Source organism: Embleya sp. NPDC025285 (assembly GCF_055558835.1).
The window spans coordinates 142,737-158,577 of record NZ_JBVHLU010000005.1; the positions used below are offsets into that span (position 1 = coordinate 142,737).

General features: G+C 72.3%; 13 protein-coding genes and 1 tRNA gene. 2 read left to right on the plus strand and 12 right to left on the minus strand.

The annotated features are described in order from the left end of the window. Positions 1-39: 39 nt before the first annotated feature. Positions 40-633 (plus strand): 3'-5' exonuclease, encoded by a 594-nt coding sequence (locus ACZ4FV_RS05425; protein WP_402234208.1) that lies wholly within the window; start codon positions 40-42, stop codon positions 631-633. Between the two features lie 40 nt (positions 634-673). On the opposite strand, the gene ppgK is transcribed toward ACZ4FV_RS05425, so the two are convergent. From ppgK to ACZ4FV_RS05485, 12 genes are all read right to left on the minus strand, one after another. Further along, complete coding sequence (gene ppgK / locus ACZ4FV_RS05430; RefSeq protein WP_395863126.1) at positions 674-1,411, minus strand: polyphosphate--glucose phosphotransferase; 738 nt, start codon at positions 1,409-1,411, stop codon at positions 674-676. A gap of 127 nt (positions 1,412-1,538) precedes the next feature. Continuing rightward, positions 1,539-4,193 (minus strand): right-handed parallel beta-helix repeat-containing protein, encoded by a 2,655-nt coding sequence (locus tag ACZ4FV_RS05435; protein WP_465321921.1) that lies wholly within the window; start codon positions 4,191-4,193, stop codon positions 1,539-1,541. Positions 4,194-4,363: 170 nt separating this feature from the next. Next, positions 4,364-5,509: an LCP family protein gene (locus ACZ4FV_RS05440; RefSeq protein ID WP_395863130.1), complete on the minus strand. Its 1,146-nt coding sequence runs from the start codon at positions 5,507-5,509 to the stop codon at positions 4,364-4,366. Between the two features lie 198 nt (positions 5,510-5,707). Then, positions 5,708-6,364 (minus strand): ACT domain-containing protein, encoded by a 657-nt coding sequence (locus ACZ4FV_RS05445; RefSeq protein ID WP_465321923.1) that lies wholly within the window; start codon positions 6,362-6,364, stop codon positions 5,708-5,710. A 313-nt stretch (positions 6,365-6,677) separates the two neighbouring features. Then, positions 6,678-8,264, minus strand: a complete 1,587-nt coding sequence (locus ACZ4FV_RS05450) for a tetratricopeptide repeat protein (RefSeq protein WP_465321924.1) — start codon at positions 8,262-8,264, stop codon at positions 6,678-6,680. Positions 8,265-8,406: 142 nt separating this feature from the next. Next, the gene (locus tag ACZ4FV_RS05455) at positions 8,407-9,768 is read right to left on the minus strand and encodes a YhgE/Pip domain-containing protein (RefSeq protein ID WP_395863135.1); all 1,362 of its coding nucleotides are present in this window, start codon (positions 9,766-9,768) and stop codon (positions 8,407-8,409) included. Beyond that, on the minus strand, positions 9,768-10,427 hold the full coding sequence (locus ACZ4FV_RS05460; RefSeq protein WP_395863137.1) for an ATP-binding cassette domain-containing protein: 660 nt from the start codon (positions 10,425-10,427) through the stop codon (positions 9,768-9,770). Before ACZ4FV_RS05460 ends, ACZ4FV_RS05455 begins: the two co-directional genes overlap by 1 nt. Before the next feature lie 151 nt (positions 10,428-10,578). Beyond that, positions 10,579-10,881 carry a DUF397 domain-containing protein gene (locus ACZ4FV_RS05465; protein WP_020550640.1) on the minus strand — a complete coding sequence of 101 codons (303 nt, stop codon included), beginning with the start codon at positions 10,879-10,881 and terminating at the stop codon, positions 10,579-10,581. Positions 10,882-11,054: 173 nt separating this feature from the next. After that, a tRNA-His gene (locus ACZ4FV_RS05470) sits at positions 11,055-11,130 on the minus strand. Between the two features lie 97 nt (positions 11,131-11,227). Continuing rightward, entirely contained in the window at positions 11,228-11,839 is a 612-nt protein-coding gene (gene orn / locus ACZ4FV_RS05475) for an oligoribonuclease (RefSeq protein WP_395863139.1), read from the minus strand. Positions 11,840-11,843: 4 nt separating this feature from the next. Further along, positions 11,844-13,130 carry a GlxA family transcriptional regulator gene (locus ACZ4FV_RS05480; protein ID WP_395863141.1) on the minus strand — a complete coding sequence of 429 codons (1,287 nt, stop codon included), beginning with the start codon at positions 13,128-13,130 and terminating at the stop codon, positions 11,844-11,846. Between the two features lie 185 nt (positions 13,131-13,315). Further along, positions 13,316-14,242 (minus strand): LysR substrate-binding domain-containing protein, encoded by a 927-nt coding sequence (locus ACZ4FV_RS05485; RefSeq protein ID WP_395863142.1) that lies wholly within the window; start codon positions 14,240-14,242, stop codon positions 13,316-13,318. Between the two features lie 11 nt (positions 14,243-14,253). On the opposite strand from ACZ4FV_RS05485, the gene ACZ4FV_RS05490 reads away from it, so the two are divergent. After that, positions 14,254-15,366 carry a YeiH family protein gene (locus ACZ4FV_RS05490; protein ID WP_465321926.1) on the plus strand — a complete coding sequence of 371 codons (1,113 nt, stop codon included), beginning with the start codon at positions 14,254-14,256 and terminating at the stop codon, positions 15,364-15,366. Positions 15,367-15,841: the final 475 nt, after the last annotated feature.

Sequence of the window (15,841 nt, forward strand, 5' to 3'; positions counted from 1 at the left end):
CAGTGGTAGCACGTCGCCGAGGATGCTCTGCTGACCGGCATGGCAAAACGACTGATGGACCTGCTCCTGGTGATCGACGTCGAGGCGACCTGCTGGGACGGCCCGACTCCCGAGGGACAGCGCAACGAGATCATCGAGATCGGCCTCGCCACCTTCGACATCGCCACCGGGGAGCGTGTCGACCGACACGGCATCCTGGTGCGTCCGACCCACTCCACCGTCGGCGCGTTCTGCACCGAACTGACCACGCTGACCCAGGCGGACGTGGACGCCGGCCTGCCCTTCGCCGACGCGTGCGCCCTGCTGCGCGCCGAGTTCAAGGCGCATCAGCGCATGTGGGCGAGTTGGGGCGAGTACGACCGGCAGCAGTTCGAGCGGCAATGCGCCGCCGAGGGCGTCCCGTACCCGTTCGGCACCCGCCACCTCAACGCCAAGTCGCTGTACTCGCTCGCGCACGGCCTGGACCGCGAACTCGGCATGGCCGGCGCCCTGGAGCACGCCGGCATCCCGCTCGAAGGCACCCACCACCGAGGCGTCGACGACGCGTGGAACATCGCCGCACTGCTCGGCGGCGTCCTGCGCGCCCCACGCCGGAACCGCCCGACCGCCGTCGACACCGGCGCCGACGTCTAGGCCCTGTCCGGCGGACCCACCAAGATCCGCCGGACAGGGCCTAGTCGCCGGTCACCAGCATCGCCGCGCCCACGATCCCCGCGTCGTTGTGCAGCTTCGCGGGGACCAGGTCGGCCCGGATCTTGATGTACGGCAGGAACCTCTCCGGCTTCTTGCTGATCCCGCCGCCGATGATGATCAGCGACGGCGAGAAGAGCATCTCCACGTGTCGCAGGTAGTCCTGCACGCGCCCGGCCCACTTCTCCCAGGACAGGTCGTGCGTCTCGCGGGCCACCGCCGAGGCCCGGTGCTCGGCCTCGTGCCCGTCCAGCTCCAGGTGGCCCAGCTCGGTGTTGGGCACCAACTTTCCGTCCACGAAAAGCGCGCTGCCGATTCCGGTGCCGAAGGTCAACATCAGCACGGTGCCGGCGTGGCCCGCGCCCGCGCCGAACCGCATCTCGGCCACCCCGGCGGCGTCCGCGTCGTTGACCATCGACACCGGTCGCCCCAGCGTCGCGGAGAACAGCGCGTCGGCGTCCAGGTCGATCCACGACTTGTCCACGTTCGCGGCGGTGCGCACGATGCCGTCCCGGACCACACCCGGGAAGGTGATGCCGACCGGCCCCTGGGTGTCGGCGAACTGCTCCAGCACCTCGCGGACCACACCGATCACCGCCCGCGGTTCGGACGGTTCGGGAGTGAGCAGGCGCACCCGCTCGTGGGTCAGCCGCCCGGCGCCGGCGTCCACCGGTGCGCCCTTGATCCCGGTCCCGCCGATGTCGATGCCCATGACCGGCACGTGAGGCTCCTTCGCCGTCGCAAACCATCCAAAGCCGTGCACACCGTCCACACCCTGCGCACACTCTCCACAACGCGGCCCGGGGCGACCGCGTCCACCGGCGGTTACCCCGCCGACGCGGGCCGATTCACCGCAGCTCGGGCAGATCCTCCGGATGCAGCGTGCGCAGCTCCTCCATGCCCGCACCGGGCAGTTGGGCCAACCGGGTCGCGTGTCGCTCGATCATCGCCTCGAACGTACGCCGCGCCTCGCGCGCGTTGCCGAACGCGGCCCCGCGCGGGAGCCGGCGGAAGTAGCCCAGCAGCGCGTCGCACGCGTCGTCGGTGAGCACGTACTCGTGCTCGCGCACCTGCTTGCGGGTGATCTCGACCAGGTCGTCGGCCGAGTAGTCCTGGAACGTGATGGTGCGCGAGAACCGGGACCCGAAGCCCGGGTTCGCGCCCAGGAAGCGCTCCATCTCGTCGGTGTAGCCGGCCACGATCACCACGACGTCGTCGCGGTGGTCCTCCATCAGCTTCACCAGCGTGTCGATCGCCTCGCGGCCGAAGTCGCGCGAGGGGTCCGCCGGGGCCAGGCTGTACGCCTCGTCGATGAACAACACGCCGCCCCGGGCCCGGTCGAAGACCTCCTTGGTGCGCGGCGCGGTCGAGCCGATGTGTTCACCGACCAGGTCCACCCGGGAGACCTCGACCAGGTGGCCCATCCGCAACACGCCCAACGCCTTGGCGATCTCGCCGTACAGCCGGGCCACCGTGGTCTTGCCGGTGCCCGGGGAGCCGGTGAAGACCAGGTGCCGGCGCAGCGCGGGTGCCTTGAGTCCGGCCTCCTCGCGCCGCCGGCCGACCGAGATCAGGTCGATCAGGTTGCGCACCTCGGCCTTGACGCCGGCCAGGCCGACCAGGCCGTCGAGTTCGGCGAGCAGTTCGTCCACCGCGCGCGCGGGCGCGTCGGCGGCGGCCTCGTCGGCGGCCGCACCGTCCCGCGCGCCCGGGATCGGCAGCGTCGCGGTGAGCTTGGCCACGCCCTGCGGCTGCGCGTCGGCCGCCTTGATCGGGCTCGGCGTACCCAGGATGCCGCCGGCGGCCGGCGACTGACCGCTGCCGGCCCCGTCACCCTGCGACGTGCATTCGACCGCCACCGGCCCCGGGCCGGCGAACTCGAACCCGCCCTTGGCGTTGTCGCGCGTGGTGCAGCGGGTGAACACCGGATGGCAGCCCTCGCGCACGTTGACGCCGTAGCCGCGCCCGCCGAGCACCTCGCAGTCCTCGAAGTCGCCGCGCCCGCCACCGGCGATCCGGATGCCCTCACCGGACGCCCGGTCCACCCGGACCCGGCGCACCGTGGGCCCGGCCGCGCCGGTGACCGAGACGCCGTCCGTGGTGTCCTCGATCGTGCAGTCGGCGATGATCCCGCCGCAGTCCGACTCCATGAACCACACGCCCGTGGTGGCCTTGCGCACCTTGCAGGACTTGACCGAGACCACCGCGCCCGCGCCGATCCCGATGCCGGTCTCGTCCACGTCGTGGATCTCGCAGTCGTGCATGGACAGGCCGGTACCGGAGCCGGCCACCTTGACCCCGTCCAACACGTCGTGGATGCGGCACTCGCCCAGCGCCGCGTCCGCGCCGTCGGCGACCCACACGGCCGGCTTGCCGCCGGTGGAGTCGTGGAACTCGCAGTCGATCGCGGACGCGCGGGCGCCGTGGTCGGCGAGCGAGAGCCCGTTGCGGCCGAAGCTGCGGATCGTGCAGCCGCTGAGGGTGACCTCGGAGTGACCGTGCACGTCGACGCCGTTGCGGCCCATGTCGCGCAGCCGACAGCCGACCAGGGTCAGGTTGGCGCCGCGGTCGACGGAGACGCCGTTGCCCTCGGCGTCGCGGATCGTGCAGTCGTCGAGCGAGAACGTGGCCAGGTCGTCGGCCTGGACGCCGGTGCCCTTGACCGAGGTGATCTCCGTACGCGAGAGCGATCCGGCGCTGCCCTGGCCGCCGACCGAGATGCCCGCCCAGCCGACCCGCTCGATCCGCGAGTCGGCGATGATCGGCGCGGCGCCGCCCGCGACGCAGATCCCGCCGCCGCCCACGTCGTGGATGTGCAGGCCGGTCAGATGCGGCGAGGCCTGGTCGCCGACGAACACCGCCGGCTCCGCGTCCGAGCCGTCGTGGATCTCGCACTCCTGCACACTGCCCGTGGTACCCGGGCCGGTGAACCGCAGCCCGTGCCCGGACGCGTCCCGGACCCGGCCGCGACGCAACGTCGGCGCGCTGCCCTCGCGGACGTCGAAGCCCTCGCGCCCGGTATCGCCGATCTCGCAGTCCTCGAAGGTGCCGCGCGAGCGACCGGTGACCCCGATGCCCACACCCTGCGGGTTGCTCACCCGGCAGCGGCGCACCATCGGGTCCGCGCCCGCGCGCAGTTCGACCCCGACCACGGAGGCGGCCCGGACCACGCACTCCTCCAATATCGGCGCGCAGCCCTCGATCACGATCGCGGGCGAAAGCACGCCCGCGCCGCCCTCGACGACCAGCCCGTGGACGGCCGCGTCCGAGGTGATCGTCAGCGCGACGCCGTCGGCGGCGGTCAGCACCACCGTCCCCGGCCCGTCCGATCCGACCACCGTCACCGGGACGGCGATCGACACGTCCTCGCGGTACGTCCCCGGCGCGACCAGGATCGAGTCACCCGCCGCCGCCGCGCCCACCGCGGCTGAGATCGAGGTGTACTCACCCGTGCGTCGTCGCCAACGAGTGCCCTGCACCACCTGAAGAACCCGACCCGTCATGGCGCCCCTGCCACCAGCCCCTCGGTCCGCACCCAGCACCCTCGCGAGTCCACCGTAAAGCGTCGCGGGCGGCCCCATGACCGGGTCTGCCCGGAGGGCCCGGTCGCTGCGTCGTCGGCGAACCCCTGCACCGTACAGTTCAACGACCAGGGGTCACGGCCCGGTGACGGTTATCGCCCCGCAGTGCCCTGATTCGTGCCACCCGGCGAGGCCATTCCGGTCGCGGTGGGTACCGGCGCCGGAGCGCCGTCGCGCAGTGCGGTGAACAGTTGCGCGGCCTCGGGCTGCTTGAGCGCGACGCGGTTGGGGTCCGGCGCGTAGTCGGTCAGCGGCGGCGTGGTGAAGTTGATCCTGTCCAGCGGGATGCCGCGCAGGCCGTTGGCGAAGTCGTACAGGCTGACCAACGAGTTGATCCCGGAGTCGGTGGTGATCGCCTTGGTCGCGGCGTCCATCACGTTGTACGCCTTGGCCGGGTTGGTCAGCAGGTTCTCGTCCTGGACCTTCTTGATCAGCGCCTTGAGGAACTCCTGCTGGCGGGCGATCCGCTGGATGTCGCTGCCGTCACCCATGCTCTTGCGCACCCGGACGAAGCCGAGCGCCTGCTCGCCGTTGAGGTTGACGTCGCCGGCGGGCAGTTGCAGATGCGCGGCCTTGTCGTCGATCGGCTGGGCGATGTGCATCGGTACACCGCCGAGCGCGTCCACGACCTTCTTGAAGCCGGTGAAGTCGATGGTGATCTGGTGGTCGATGCGCGCGCCGGTGAGCCGTTCCACGGTGGCTGCCACACACGGCACGCCGCCGACCTCCATCGCGCTGTTGAACTGGCCGAAGTAGGCGCGCTCGGTGCCACCCGCGGCGGTCCGGCACGAAGGCACGTTCACCATCAGGTCGCGCGGGAAGCTGACCGCGGTCGCGCTCTTCCGGCCCTCCGGCACGTGCAGCAGGATCGTGGTGTCCGAGCGCTGGCTGCCGCCGTCGTCCTGCCCGTACGCGGCATTTTCGCCGGCCCGCGAGTCGGACCCCACCAGCAGCACGTTCAGGCCGCCGGTGGGCGGCGGACGATCGGTGAGCTGGTCGGCGAAGTCCTGCGTGCGGATGTTGCCGTTGAGGCGGTCGTACAGCCACCAGCCGAAGCCGCCGGCGGCGAGCAGGACGGCGACGAGCCCGCCGGCGGTCCAACCGAGGATGCGCCGCCGGCGGCGTCGCCGGTCCCGGGCGCGCCGTTCTATGCGGCTGGGGCTCTCCTGCCCCGGCTCCTCGGCCGACGTCCCCGGAACGGCCGATGCCGCCGGGGACGTCTCATCCTTGTCCTGCACGTCGTCGTCGCCTTCGTCGGGCCCCCGCGCTCGATGTGCGCGCGGCTCGATGGCCCGAAGTGCGCGCACAATTACACAATCATACGTTCTTCCGATCGTTACATGCCGAATGACGCCAATTGGTTCCTACCCCCCATCACCGGCAATCCCTCCGAAAGCGTCGAAACGGGGCGGGCCGCCGGGTGGTGGCGGGCCGGGTTACGGCGTGGTCGTGCCCGTGGCCTTGGCGGCGGCCCGGTCGCCGAGGACGCCGAGGGCCACGTCGACGATGCGGCCGAGGCGTTCGAGTTCGGTGCGATGGAAGGCCGGACCCTCGTGGCGGACCACGTACAGGGTCAACCACGAGGCGCCGATCGGTGCGGCCGCGCCGTGGCCGCTCGCGTCACCCTCGTAGGCGAAGGCCAACGGGCGCATCGGGGTGAGCGCGGGCAGCGCCGGCGCCTCCGGGGCCCGCCAGCTCTGGTGCACCAGCTGCCGGCCGCGCCCGCCCCGGGTGGCGACCGCCCAGTCCGCGTGGAAGAGCGTGGGCGCGGCGTCGATCAGCGTGGCCACCGCCCGCCCCGGATCGCGCGCCACCTGGCCGAGCACGTCCAGCTCCGGTGCCGACCCGGGCACCTCGCCGGCCGCCCAGCAGCCCTCGACCCGCACTCCCACCGATCGCTCCATCGCCGCGACCAGCGCTGCGATGTCCCGCTCGCCCGCCCAGGAGACGGTGAACTCGTCGACCGCGCGACCGCCGTGTTGTTCGAGCACGGTCATCTGCATCACGTCGGCGCCTGCCGCGCCCAGCAGTTGCGTCACCCGCGCGAGCGATCCGGGCCGATCCGGCAGCGACACCCTCAGTCGGTACAGCACGCGACACCTCCTCCATCGACCTGCCCTTGTATCCTGACTCTTCCCCGTTTCGATCACGTTGCGTACATATGACGGTCCAAAGTGATCGTTTGACAACCCATCAGAAACAGGGCCGGCACACTCCCGCAACGTCCGTACCCAAGGCTCCCATCGACACCGCCCCGGGTGTCGGTTCGCGGCCGATCCGGCCCATCGCGAACTCGGCGTCGAGGTACGGCCGTTCCCGGGCCGGAACGCCGACGCGCGATCCACCGGTCGGACACGTGTGCGGGGCGCCACCGAACCGTCCGGTGGCGCCCCGCACACGTCGTGACTACTTCTTCTTGTCGAGCTTCCCGGCCGAATCTCGGGCGGACTCGTCCGGCCCGTCCGGCTCATCCGATTCATCCGGCTCATCCGACTCGACAACCGCGGCAGCCTCCGTCTCCGGCTCCGACCCCGAGCCCGCCGCCGGCTCCGCCGGACGAGCCGGCGCACTGACGTGCGTCGGCTCGTCGTCGGGCGCCACGCTCGTCACCCGGGTCACCGCGCTCTCCGCCGGTTCGGGCGTCTTCGCGGCGACCCCGACGACCGGTCGGCCCGCCTCCGCGTCCACGTCGGCATCCGGATCCACGTCCGCGTCCTTGATCGGGCCCGTCCGTACGCCCGGCGCGGCCGACACCGCCGCGTTCTCCTCGGTGTCCGGGGTGAGCCCGGCCATCGGGGCGAACGCGGTGACGTCCCCGTCCGGTTCCGCGGGAGACGGCACGGCGGCCGAGGCCCCCACCGAGACCACCTCGCCGGCCGCCGCCTGGGCGGCCGGCATCGACGCGGCGACCTCCGCCGACACGGGGGCTCCGCCGGCCTCCGAAGGTGCCGGTTCGAGCCGCTTCGCCTTCGACAATCGACCCGGCTTCGGCGGTTTCGCCGCCTTGGCCGGCTTCGGCGGCTTCGGCGGCTTGGGATCCTTCGCCGGCCGCCCGGCCCGTACCGAGGTGTTGCCCACCGCCGTGGCGAACACCGGCGCCGGATCGTTGGCCTTGGGGCCGTACGTCCACCACATCAGCCCACGCCGGGCGTTCTCGCTGTCCGGATGTTGCTCGCCGAGCGCTCGGGCGCAGTCCGCGACCAACTGGGTCAGCAGCGTCCGGGCGCCCATCGGGTCCCCGGACTCGCCGGTCCAGTGCGCGTGGTTGTGCCGGATCACCAGCGTGTCGTGGTGGTCCGGCCCGAGCACGCGCGTGGCGTCCTCGACGAGCTGCATCAGCGCGTCCCGGGCCACCGACACGTCGCCGGCCTCCCCCGCCCACATCGCGCGGTCGTGACGGGCGGTCAGCGCCGCGGGGTCGTCCGGCTCGTGCACCTCGCCGCGCTCGTCCGCGACGGCCGCCATCAACCGGGCCGCCTGGATCGTCTCGCCCGAACGACCCACCCAGTGCGCGTGCTGGTGCCGGATGGTCAGCGTGTCCGGGTGCACCGGCCCGAGCGCGTCGGTCGCCTCCTCCACGATCGGTCGCAACATCCGGGCCGCGCCCGCGGCATCACCCGCCTCGCCGATCCACCGGGCCCACCCGGCACGCACGTTCAGCGTCTCGGGATCGTCCTGACCGAGCACCAGGACACAATCGGCCGCCACGTCCCGCGCCAGCGACTCGGCGGTGACCGCGTTCCCGGACAGACCCAGGCAGTAGGCATGGTTGTGCCGGGCCAGGAGCGTGTCGGGATGCTGCGCGCCGAGCACGCGCGCGTAGTCGCCCGCGAGCTCGCCGAACATCCGAGCGGCCTCTGCGGGCCTGCCCTCGTCACCGACCACCCGGGCCCACGCGGCGCGCGCGTCGAGCGAAGCGGGGTGATCGGGCCCGAGTTCCCGCACCCGGGTCTCGGCCTCGGCCCTCAGTTTCTGTATCTCCTGCTCGTTCATCGCCGCTGATTCTCCCTCCTCCACCACAGGTGGCAAACCCGCGGTACCCCCTGATTGTGGGCGACGTGCACGGAGCCGACACGGTTGCGCTCCCCCGGTACAACCGTACGGGGGAGCACATTGACCCATCAGTAGTGCGCGCTCACAACTCCACGGCCGGTTTCAGTGACGCCATCGTCCACATCCGCCGGTATCGGACCACGAACGTGGTCGCGATCAGCGCGACCACCAAATACCCGCCGAGCACCGCGAAGGCGACCGCCAAACGCTCGCCCTCGCCACCCGTGAGGGTGACCCGCAACCCATTCACCAGGTACGTCATCGGCAACACCGGATGCAGCGCCTGGAACGGTTCGGGCGTCGTGGTCACCGGGTACAGCCCGCCGCACGAGGTGAGCTGGAGCATCAGCAGGACCAGGATCAGCACGTCGCCCACCGCGCCGAGCGCGGCCCGCAGGAACTGCGCGATGGCCACGAACGTCACCGCGGCCAGCGCGACCAGCAGCAGACTCAGGCCCGGATCGTCGGCGTCCAGGCCGAGCCCGAGTTGGACCACCGCGTACAGCACGAACGCGCCCAGCAGGCCCAGGGCCGCGGCCGGCAACCAGCCGGCGATCGCCACCTTGACCGCGCCCGCCCGGCCCGCGAGCGCGCGCGGGTTGTACGGCCGCAGGAGCAGATACCCGACCAGACCGAACACCCACAGCGCGATGCCGAAGAAGAACGGCGCCAGTCCCCGGCCGTACAACACCGCCGGATGCGTGTTCGTCACCTCGATCAGCACCGGCGCGCCGAGCACCCGCGCGTCGGCACCGGCGTCCTGCGCCGGCGGCGGGGCCGGCACCGAGGCGTTCAACGCGTCCAGGTCGCCCGCGAGCCGCTCGGCGCCCTGCCGCACCTGATCCGGCGGCACGACATCCACGCCGCCCGCCAGTTGCCGCGCGCCGTCCGCCGACCGGGCCAATTGCTCCTTGAGCGCTCCGGTCTGCCCGTACGACTGCTGCACCAGGGTGCTCTGCGTGGTGGCCGAGATCTGCTGCTGGAGCTGCGTCTTGGCGACCTCGGCCATCTTGCCGATGATGAAGCCGTTGGCGTCGTCGAGGGTCATGGACAACTTCGCCTGCCGGGGCTGCGCCGTGGTCGTGGTCGCCAGCGTCGCGCTGAAGTCCGCGGGCACGGTGACCACGAAGTGGTAGTCGCCGTCCTCGAGTCCCTCGCGGGCGTCCTTCGCGTCGGTGACCCGCCACCGGAAGTTCCGGTCCGTCCGGATCACCTCGGTCAGCCGACCGCCCGCGTCCAGGTGCTGCCCGCCCACGTCCACCGGACGGTCCTCGTTCACGAACGCGACCGGGACCTGGTTCAGCCGGCCGTACGGATCCCAGTTGGACCACAGGTACAGCGCGCCGTACAGGGTCGGCACCAGCATCAGCATGACCGGGACCAGGCGGGGCAACGGGCCCCGGAAACGCCGTAGTTCGAACCAGGCCAGGCGCAGCACACCCATCAGGCGATACCGCCTCTCGGATACAGGTGGTGTCCGGGCAGGTCCACCACCGCGTCGGCGCCGGGCGGCGCCTCGGTCGCGGTGGCCACGACGGTGACGCCGGTGTCGGCCAGCTCGCGCAGGGCCCGCCACGCCCGGGAGAGATCGGCGCCGGCGATGCCGCTGTCCACGTCGTCCACCAGGACGGCGCCCGGATGCGTGGCCGCGGCCAGCGCGACCGAGAACAACAGCTGCTCGACCGCGGCCAGGTGCTCGACCAGGACGTGGCCGGGCGGATCGATCCGCAGCAGGTCGTACATCCGCGTCAGCGCGGGCTCGGTGGGCCGGCCGCCGCCGATGGCCCGGCGTTCGGCGACCGTCTCGGACACGAGCAGGTGCGGTTCCAGATCCAGACCGGGTCGGGCGCGGGCGAGCGCGGTGTGCGCCCGGGCGGTCGCGGCGCTGTGGCTGCCCGCGACGGTCACGCTGCCCGAGTGGGTGCGGAACCGGCCGCCGAGCGCGAGCAGCAGCGAGGTGCGGCCGGCGCCGGCGGGTCCCACGAGCACGGTCAGGCCGGCCGCGGGCGCGGTCAGCCGGACGTCGCGAAAGATCGTGCCGTCCGGCCCGTGCGCCGCCAGGCCGACCGCGCTGATCTCCACCCCGGAGGTGGCTGTGGACACGGGTCTCCCTCCGTCGGTGGACGTCCACCGAGGAGTAACCGGTACACAGGTTGCCAAACGGGCGAAATGGCTGACAATGACACGCGAGCCCGCCTGACAAAGCGTCAGGTGCGGCTCGGGCGCGGTGTCGGGCGAGGGTTGGGACCAGGCGTCAGCCGCGCTGCTCCGGCAGCGGCTCGGCAAGCCGGTCCAGGTCGAACTCGCCGTCGCGCACCCCGAGCACGAACGCGGTCCACTCGCCCTCGGTGAACCGCAGGATCGGCCCCTCCGGGTGGATCGAGTTGCGCATCGCCATGCCGCCACCGGGCAGTTCGGCGGTCTCCACGATTCCCTCGCCGGTGGTGTCCTCGCCGTAGCCGATCCACGTGACACCGCTGATGTCCATGGCGTACAGCGCGGCCTTCTCGTCGTCCAACTGCTGCCGCGACGGCTGCTCGGACTCGCCGGTGCTCATGATCGAAACCTCCCGATGACGCGTGCGTGACGCTTTGGTGACCGCACGCTACGCCGCGTGCGGCGCCGCACACAACGCGAACGTCGACATCGGGCGCATCCCCGGGCGCCGGGGGCGCACCCGGCGCACAACGAGCGAGGTCCCGAGACACTCGCGTGTCTCGGGACCTCGTATGGGGTGAGTGACGGGACTTGAACCCGCGACTTCCTGGACCACAACCAGGTGCTCTACCAGCTGAGCTACACCCACCATCGCCGAGGCGTTTCCGTCCCGGCGAGGAAAAGTGTACAGGCTCGCGGAGGCTGCTCGCCGCAGGGTTTCCGGGAGCCCGCGCCCGGGCGGATTCTCAGGCCCGCTCGGCCGGCTTGTGCCCGTACTTGGCCGAGATCGCCTTGGCGGTGTCGCTGTCCGGACCGGGGTCCGGGACGAAGATCGCCTCGCGGTAGTACCGCAGTTCCTCGATGCTCTCGTGGATGTCGGCCAGCGCGCGGTGGTTGCCGGCCTTCTGCGGACTCTGGAAGTAGACCCTGGGATACCAGCGGCGGGCCAGTTCCTTGATCGAGGAGACGTCGATCACCCGGTAGTGCAGGAAGCTCTCCAGGTCGAGCATGTCCCGGGCGAGGAAGCCCCGGTCGGTGCCGATCGAGTTGCCGCACAGCGGCGCCTTGCGACCGTCCGGGACGTACTTCTTGATGTACGCGAGCACCTCGGCCTCGGCCTCGGCCAGGCTGACGCCCGCCTCCAGCTCCTCCAGCAGACCTGAAGCGGTGTGCATTTTGCGCACCACATCGGGCATGCCGGCCAGCGCCTCGGCGGGCGGGCGGATCACGACGTCGACACCGTCGCCCAGGATGTTGAGTTCGGAGTCGGTGACGAGGGCCGCCACCTCCACCAACGCGTCCCGGGACAGGTCGAGTCCGGTCATCTCACAGTCGATCCAGACCAAGCGGTCGTTCATAGGGTCACCCTACGGCCCGGGCACACACCTCCTCGTCCCCGGTCTCCTCCGGGCTGCGGGTGCGGAAGGTCTCCCGGTAGGAGGCCGGCGGGACACCCAGTTGTTTGCGGAAGTGGCCGCGCAGCGCGACCGGCGAACGGAACCCGCAACGACGGGCGATCTCCTCGACCTGGAGATCGGTGGTCTCCAGCAGCCGCTGCGCCTGGAGCACCCGCTGGGTGAGCAGCCATTGCAGCGGGGCACTGCCGGTGAGCGTGCGAAAGCGCCGGTCGAAGGTACGCCGACTCATGTACGCGCGGGTCGCCAACTGCTCGATGTCGAAGCGCTCGGCCAGGTTCTCCAGCGCCCACGAGATGACCGTGGCCAGCGGGTCGCCGCTGATCTCCTCCGGCAGGGTCAGGTCCATGTACTGGGCCTGGCCCCCGATCCGGTGGGCCGGTACGACCAGCCTGCGGGCGAGCGCGTTGGCGGCGTCCGGCCCGTGGTCGAGGCGGACCAGATGCAGGCACAGGTCGATGCCGGCCGCGGTGCCGGCGCTGGTGAGGATGTCACCGTCGTCGACGTACAGCTCGCGCGGGTCGACCCGGACCTTCGGGTAGCGCTTGGCCAGCGCGGGCGCGTACATCCAGTGGGTGGTCGCCGGACGGTCGTCCAGCAGGCCCGCGGCGGCGAGCACGAACGCACCGCCGCACAGGCCGACGATCCGCGCTCCCTCGCGGTGCGCCCGGCGCAGCGCCTCCAGGACGGGGGGTGGCGGCATCCGCGACGGCGAGTGCCACGCGGGCACGATCACGGTGCCGGCCCGGGCGAGGGCGTCGAGGCCGTACGGCGCGATCAGTTCGACGCCGCCGGTGGTACGGAGCGGTCCGGGTTCGGCCGCGCACACCAGTAATCGGTAGTTCGGCACGCCGGCGTCGCGTCGATCCACACCGAACACCGATATCGGGATCGAGCTCTCCAGGATCGGCGAGTTCGCGAACAGCAGCACCGCGATCGTGTCCGGGCGGCGCCGACCGAGCAGCGGGCGCTCTCGCCCCGGGGCCAGCACGCCCTCGGCGTCGGGGTCGTACTCACCGTCCAAGTCGATGTCGTCGGCGAGGTCGGCGTCGTCCTCGATCGAGTCGCCTTCGGGCGGAGCCTCGGACAGCACAGTGGACGCCGCGACGATCACCACCGTGTCCTCGTCGCCGACCGGGACGGCGTCGACCGCGTCGGGCGCGGCCGGGTGGTCGGCATCGGCCACCCGGGCTCGCCCCCGTCGCCGATCCTTGCGGCTGTCGATCCTGCTCATGGCCCCGATCGCCCCCTTCACCCCTCACGCCCCAGTAGGTCACAGGCGTCACTCACGTAACCCAAGATCGGAACTTACTCTCTCTTACCTTGTCTATGCATGGTGTTCTCTACGTGACGTTATGTAGATATGCACGTTTGTGACGGTGGTCACATCGCGGAACTTATCGACATTCGCTTTCGCGGTCAGGCTTCCGGGCGCCGCCGGGCCGCGTGCAGCAGGTGCAGGGCCGCCTCCGGGAGCTCCCGACCGCGCGGCCAGACCGCCCGCAGCACCCGGTCCAGCACGGGCAGATCGGCCACCGGGACGGCCACCAGGCGCCCCTCGGCAAGGTCCTCGCGCACCGCGAGATCGGACAACACGGCCGGCGCGGACCCGGCGATCGCCGCCGAGCGCAGCGGCGCGGTCGCGCCCAACTCCAGGGCCGGGACGGCCACTCCGTCGTAGGCCGCCAGCGCCCGCTCCAGCGTCTCCCGGGTGCCCGAGCCCGCCTCGCGCAACAGCAGCGGCGTCGCGGCCAGTTCGGCCGCGGCGATCGCACGTCGGCGCCGGGCCCACGGGTGGGTCGGCGCGACCACCACCACGAGCCGATCCCGGCCCACCGCCGCCGACTGCAGGTCGCGCGGGACCCACGGCCCCTCCACGAAGCCCAGATCCGCCTCGCCCGCCCGCAGCGCCTCGATCACGTGCAGGCTGTTGGTCACCTGGAGCCCCACATGCACCCCGGGCACCGCCTCGCGCAGCATGGTCAGCCAGCCGGGCACCAGGTGCTCGGACACGGTCAGGCTCGCCGCGACCCGCAGCCGGTCCTGCTGCCGGGCCTTGAGCGCCGCCGCGCCCTCCACGAGCGCGTGTGCCTGATCGAGTACGCCGCGCGCCCAGTCGGTGATCACCAGCCCGGCCGCGGTGGGCACCGAGCCGGTGGTGCTGCGCTCCAGCAGCCGCACCCCGAGCCGCCGCTCCAGGGTGCGCATCCGCGCGCTGGCCGAGGGCTGGCTGATGCCGAACCGGCGGGCCGCGCTGCCGAGGCTGCCGCTCTCGGTCACCGCGACGAGCAGTTCGAGGGTGTACAGGTCGGGCAGTCGGTCCGAGGGGCGCGCCGGCGAGCTCATAGCCAAACCCTATGACCTGCCAGGCAAGCGACCGCTACCCGCGCGAGGCGGGCGGGCCGAGGGTGGTGATCATGACCCTGACGGCCGCGCACCGCGCCCACCCCGAGCAACTTTCGGCCACCGCCGCGACGAGCCGGTCGCGATTGTGGCCGGGGCTGCTCGCGGCGGCGGTGGCGGTGGCCGCGAGCTGGGGTGCGCACCGGCTCTGGCCGCAGCTCCCGATGCTCACCGTCACCGTCGCGCTGGGCATCCTGGCCGCCAACGTGCGGGCGCTGCCCGCCGCGACCGCACCGGGACTGGGCTTCGCGGGCAAACGGCTGATGCGCGCCGGCATCGTGCTGCTCGGGCTCAAGCTCGCACTGGGCGACGTCGTCGGGCTCGGCTTCGCGCCGGTGGCGATGGTGATCGTGGTGGTCGTGCTGACCTTCTTCGGCACCCGGTGGTTGGGCCGGCGCATGGGCCTGCCCGGTGATCAGCCGCTGCTGATCGCGACCGGCTTCTCGATCTGCGGCGCGTCCGCCGTGGCCGCGATGAACGGCGTCAGCGACAGCGACGAGGAGGACGTGGTCACCGCCGTCGCGCTGGTCACCCTGTGCGGCAGTCTGGCCATCGGCGTGTTGCCGCTGCTCCAGGCACCGCTGGGGCTGGATGCCGTGCGCTACGGCGGCTGGGTGGGCGCGAGCGTGCACGATGTCGGCCAGGTGGTCGCCGCGGGCGGCGTGGCCGGGCCGGTCGCGCTGCACACCGCGGTCGTGGTGAAGCTGATGCGGGTGCTGTTGCTGGCGCCGATCGTCGTGGGGACCGGGTACGCGCTGCGCCGCCGGGCCGCGCGGGCCGGCGGCACCGGGCCCGAGGGCACGCGGCGGCCTGCGCTGATGCCGCTGTTCGTGGTCGGCTTCCTGGCCATGGTCGCCGTGCGCGGCACCGGCCTGCTGCCCGCCTCGGCGCTGGAGGTCGCGGGCACCGCGCAGGACCTGCTGCTGGCCGCCGCGCTGTTCGGCCTGGGCAGCATGGTGGACGTGAGCCGGCTGGTGCGTACCGGTTGGCGCGCGCTGCTCCTGGGCTTCGCGTCCTGGGGGCTGATCGCCGGCGCGGCCTACGGCGGCGTGCTGCTCACCATGTGAGGCTCGCGCGGGCGTGCGCTCCCGCCGCTCGTGCCGTCCCGCCCGGAGCCGCAGCCGCCGGAGCCGCCCGGCGAGGGTGCCGGGCCGCGACACGCACGCGTCCGGAAGTACGTCGAACCCGCCGACGGCCCGGCGCGTGACGGGCCGTCAGACAGGTTCGACGTCGGCGCCGCGGCGCGGGTCGGCGTGAGGGAGGGTCGGCGTCCAACCTGCGGATCGCCGCCCGTTTCGCGCGGTCGCCCGGACGCACGGTGTCGCCTTGACCAACGCTCGGGCGGGGTCCGGGGTAACGCCCGTTCCCTCCTGCGGCGTCAGCGCGCACCCCCGAACGGTCCCGGACGCCCGCCCCGAGCGGCCCCGCGACCGGCCCGAACGGGCCCGATCCGGGGCACGTACCGGGACTGCCGACCGCCCTCCGTGAGCGTCGCGAACCGACCGCAACCGGATCACGATCACCCACACGGCGTCGCGGGTC